This is a genomic window from Psychrobacter sp. Pi2-51, assembly GCF_904846665.1.
Classification (GTDB): domain Bacteria; phylum Pseudomonadota; class Gammaproteobacteria; order Pseudomonadales; family Moraxellaceae; genus Psychrobacter; species Psychrobacter glaciei.
In genome coordinates, this window is sequence record NZ_CAJHBP010000048.1 from 1 (window position 1) to 4681 (window position 4681).

Below are 4681 nucleotides of genomic sequence, written 5' to 3' on the forward strand. Positions count from 1 at the left end.
TCGTCGTGAGGGCTGATGCCTGAGTAGACGGGGGTCGTGATGGTTTGTTGTAGGTTGTCATCGGTGACACTGGAGTCGTAACTTGGTGTAGTAGCGCTGCCAGTACGCGCTTGGGTGAGACCCGTGTAAGTGCTACTGGCAAAGGATAGTTTACTTGGGTTAATTATTTTACGTTATGAAAATATATCTCGTTTCCATTTGCACATTCATAGTAAAAATGATAACCAGCAGCCATATCTTGCTTGAATAACTGATCCACTGTTTTCTCATAATTTTTTATATAGTCATTACAGTCAACTTTATAACCATTTTCTGTACGCAAAAATTTGATAGTTTCATAAGTAGGTATTTTGCTGCCTTCTAATAGGCTACCTATCTCTAGCAAACCTGTCTGATTAGCTAAAGTATTAAGTTTGTTGTTTAGGTCAGCATCGTTGTAACTTCCCATATAGTCTGAACCCATGACTTGTTCAATAGATTTTATCTCAAAAGATAAATCTGCTGCATTAATTTCTTTCAATTGTGACCAAGATCCAACGGCTCTGTAGTCTTCATCAAAAAACTGTAAACTATAAAGGTAGTAGGTATTATCCTTAACTAATAAGTAGTACGTACCTTCGTTTGAATCCTGATTTTTAGATAGAAAGTACTTCCCATCAATTTTTTCAGGGCTAAAATTTTTGCAAGTTTTGTCTGCATCGCATTTCTTATTAGAAAAGTAGATACCTGTTGGAATACTAGTATCTGTATCTGTATCTGAAAATGATTGGATAGTATTCGTCTCTAACTTTGAGTTTATGTCATTGCCATTATGGACATCAGTTACAGAAGGTTGAACGGTAGTATCGCTACAAGCTTGTAGAGCTAACATAATCAATAAAAGTAGTGTTTTTTTCATAAAGTATAGCTTCTTATTTATTGAGGTATTTCGAGATGAAAAGCTGGCTCAGCTTTGTCTCTTAGAGGAGATATAAAACTTGAAAGCTTACCCTGTTTAAGAGCTTCATCACAAATTTTCTGGAATTTTTGCTTTTGCGCATTAGTAGTAAATCCATTACTATTGACACCCAAATCAATGATATTTTTTTTAGCATAGGTTTCGAAACTAACACAATGTTTAGATACTCTCTCACCTTTCTTATCGTATTCTAAAATCTTAGTTACCATATTTTTAATGGTTTGACTTTTGCCCAATCCTTTTTTTATACCGTTTTGGCAGATACGAGTTACTTCTGCTCCTGGTGGAGCATATCTAATCACTCTACCACCAGCAATATTATTGTACATTGCACTCGCTTGTTCCTCTGGAGTTCTTAATGTGCTTGTTATATATATTGTTTTCATTCCGTATTGAGAAGCAAGCTCCCGCAAAATATTTTTAGATTTTTCTGTGACTACATTGGTTCTTTGTGTCTTAAATTTAACTTCAACATTTGGTACTTTAGGCTTCTTAGCCTTATAAACATAAGCAACACCGTTTTTATCACTATTAGCGATAATAGTACCTTTTTCGATTTCTTTACCGTTCTCATTGACTAATACTTTAATGCGGATACCGACATCTGAATCATGTGTTCTGCCTCTCGTACCATCACTACCCGTCACTGAAGTATTTTTACCGTATTTAGTAGATTGAGTAATATATGAAAGCCCCGATAACGGCTTATTTGTAGATTCATTAATAAATTTTATGGTAGTTTTAGCTTCATCTGATAAAACCTCAAGCGTCGGTCCTGTTTCTGTTTTCTTCTCAACCTCTTTTACTTCTGATTTTTCTACTTTAGTTACAGGGTTTTGCTCTGTTTCAGGTTTTAACGTTTCATCTTGTTTACTCGTCTCTGAAGTAGCTGGTGCTCCTTGACTCAATGCATCTGATACATCGCTAATATTTTCTTCAGTGATGTTTGTACCTATTATCATAGTCCATTGTTTGGAGCCATAGGTAACGATGGCGGTTGTTTGAGCTATACCTTGTCCATCGATAACAGTAAGCTTTTGACCAGCAAGAGCTTTAATAGTGCTAATACCTTGACTGTTAGCTCTCTTTATAGCAGATTGTCTGCCACGGTATAGGATTTTAAATTCGTAATGCGGTATGGGTTGATTATTCTTATTAACAAACTTAATGTTAAAGGCGACGACAGGAACTTTTAATACTTTGGTCTGTCCGTTCAAGTCGCCTGTGACAGGGAATGCCATGCTGTAAATAGATTGCTTCTTACCACCGTCATCGTCAAGGTAGACGCCAATAGATTGACTGACATCAGCTTTTATGCCTGAGTCGACACCTGAGCTATTGGTTTTGTGTGGTTTGATATCGTTTTTATATTCTAGATAGTATTGTGCATTAGGTAACGGTTTACTCGTATCTGCTTCCACTAGTTTAATGTTAAAAGATATACTATCAACTATTGACTGATTACCACTTTCGGTTTCACTTAATTCACTAGAAGTAGCATCACTTTTATCTAATTGACGAGGCTTTTGATCATTTGCATTATCAGCTACTTGATGTGGTTGGGTTTCGGTATTAAAACTACAGTTAGAGTCCACCAAAGTAATAGATTTTAATTTTCTATTCATTACTAATTTATTTTTACAAGTTCGATTGTTAATTTTAAATTCTAAAGTAGAATTGAGAGGTGCATATATATATGGAATTATTCCCTTTCTATTAGTTGTGTATTTTTGTGAAAAGCTTGAGTCCTTAGCAACTGTTATTTCAATTAATGAATCAGGAATTGGTGTCTCTCTAATGTCAACCAAGCTAACTGATAACACTGAATATCCGACTATGTCACTGACAACTGAAGGAATTTTTAAACTCCATTCTTTAGCAATTTCTGAAGTATTTGTTGTTTTGAAATCTCCATTAACAATTTGTCTTGCATAATAGTAAGATAGACCATCTCCAGTAATCCAACCTTTATCACCATCAATCCATCGTTTGAGTCCTAGACCAGTAAACCATCCATCTCGCATACCTATCACAGCTGTTTTAGCTGCTATATTAGGATTAGTAGCATAGTCTAAATTACGAGTTATTCTTCCATCAAGACCAAGTTTACTATCAGCCTTTTGATAATTATCTATGTGAGTTAGATGTATGTATCCTCTTCCAAAATATTCAATGCCACCTCTATACCCCAATAATTTCGCTTGACTCCTACCGTCAATCTCCTCTGAATACACAAAGTTTAGAGTCTCATGTTGGCAATTAGCTAATACACATGCAATTTGAGCATGTTGGGTTACTTTGTTTTCAAAGCAAGTTTTTATAAGAAGTCTAACGGACTCAGATTTTGAAATATTAAATTTTTTGGTAGCCATATTTTAACCTAATTGACATTATTCAGTATATTCATCGTAACTTACAGTGGTTGTCCATTCATGATTACTATTTAAAGTTTTGATAGTAGTTTTTAAATAAAATTTATCAGCTTTATTGATATAATCTCGGTTAATAACTTTAAATAGCTGTGGTTTATTGATTTTTATACGGTAGTAGCTTGAAAGGTTTCCAGCTCCGTTTTTTTCAGAGGACACCATTTCCTTTTGAACGTAATTGAAATCTGGCACTGACCTACCTTGAGTAGTTAATTCAGAAAAGTGTAAATTAGATTCATAATATTTTTTATCTTTATTGTATATATAAAAAGTATAAGACGGACTTCCATAATTCCCTAGTAATCCTGATATATGGGCAAAATCCGTATAACCGTCAAAGTTAAAATCACCAAATATAAAAGTATATCTTTCATATTTAGAGTATTGTCTGATACGAGTGTCTGAAGATAGTCTAGTGTTCATTTCTTGTAAGGAAGGCGTGGCTGTACTAATATTTATCGTCTGATGCCAATCAGAATTAAACCTATCTTTTATTTTAACTGATACAGGTGTGAAACAATAATCCCAAGTATTGTTGGAACAAGTTGTAGCTCGAATTTCAAACAATTTTATGTTGCCTGAGTTATTTAAAACATAGTTTTTAAAAGTTGTATTTGATTGAGCATTGGCTTTATACATCAGTAGCATAAGTGTAAGAAATATTAAACTTGTCATTATCTTAGGCATAATAATTGTGAGATTAATATTTTTGTATCTATTAAAAGTGTCCATGCTCTTTTCCTAAATAGTTAATTATCAGAGACTAACAACCACAGTCACCGTCATCATGATTATATTCGTCATCTAAAGGAGTTAACTCAAAACTGTCATCTTCTCTAATTAAAATACTATCTAATACTAACTCAACCTTCTCAGCCTTATCGCCAAACACTCTTAACGTCTGACCATCTTCATCAAGTTTACCCTCAAACTCTGTTCCTTTAGAATGATTAATCAGCTTATAGCTAATACCTTGATCTATTAAATCTTGTGGCAACAGTTTCTTTAGATCAAACGCTTTACTAAATAACCCTGATTTAAGCAAAGATATAACTGGCGCATTCACTTGTCCACCCATCACAAGTCCCTTCTTCACCGCCTGAACCTTAATCGTCCCCGGACACACCAGCTTAATCCCGCTATCATCTATCGTAATCGACGCCCCTGCTGAAGTTTGCAACTTAATGCGCTTCGGACTAGAGATATTTACCTGTCCCGACTCACTACCAATCGTCATACCTTGTTGACTGTTCAACTGCAACTCACCACCTTGGGCTTGTATCGCTACCGGCTT

The 4681-nt window shown here is 34.8% G+C and carries 4 protein-coding genes; all 4 read right to left on the bottom strand.

Annotation, left to right across the window (positions count from 1 at the left end; translation table 11 throughout):
• Positions 1 to 163: 163 nt before the first annotated feature.
• Positions 164 to 898 carry a hypothetical protein gene (locus JMY08_RS13750; RefSeq protein ID WP_201593742.1) on the bottom strand — a complete coding sequence of 245 codons (735 nt, stop codon included), beginning with the start codon at positions 896 to 898 and terminating at the stop codon, positions 164 to 166.
• A 17-nt stretch (positions 899 to 915) separates the two neighbouring features.
• Complete coding sequence (locus JMY08_RS13755) at positions 916 to 3330, bottom strand: hypothetical protein (RefSeq protein WP_201593743.1); 2415 nt, start codon at positions 3328 to 3330, stop codon at positions 916 to 918.
• Positions 3331 to 3348: 18 nt separating this feature from the next.
• Positions 3349 to 4119 (bottom strand): XAC2610-related protein, encoded by a 771-nt coding sequence (locus JMY08_RS13760; protein WP_201593744.1) that lies wholly within the window; start codon positions 4117 to 4119, stop codon positions 3349 to 3351.
• Between the two features lie 31 nt (positions 4120 to 4150).
• The coding region (locus JMY08_RS13765) for a DUF2345 domain-containing protein (protein ID WP_201593745.1) at positions 4151 to 4681 on the bottom strand (531 nt) is incomplete at its 5' end.

Bases quoted from the DNA above. Each gene is read 5' to 3' on its own strand.
- JMY08_RS13760 (WP_201593744.1), bottom strand. From the start codon at position 4,119: ATGGACACTTTTAATAGATACAAAAATATTAATCTCACAATTATTATG.
- JMY08_RS13755 (WP_201593743.1), bottom strand. From the start codon at position 3,330: ATGGCTACCAAAAAATTTAATATTTCAAAATCTGAGTCCGTTAGACTT.
- JMY08_RS13750 (WP_201593742.1), bottom strand. From the start codon at position 898: ATGAAAAAAACACTACTTTTATTGATTATGTTAGCTCTACAAGCTTGT.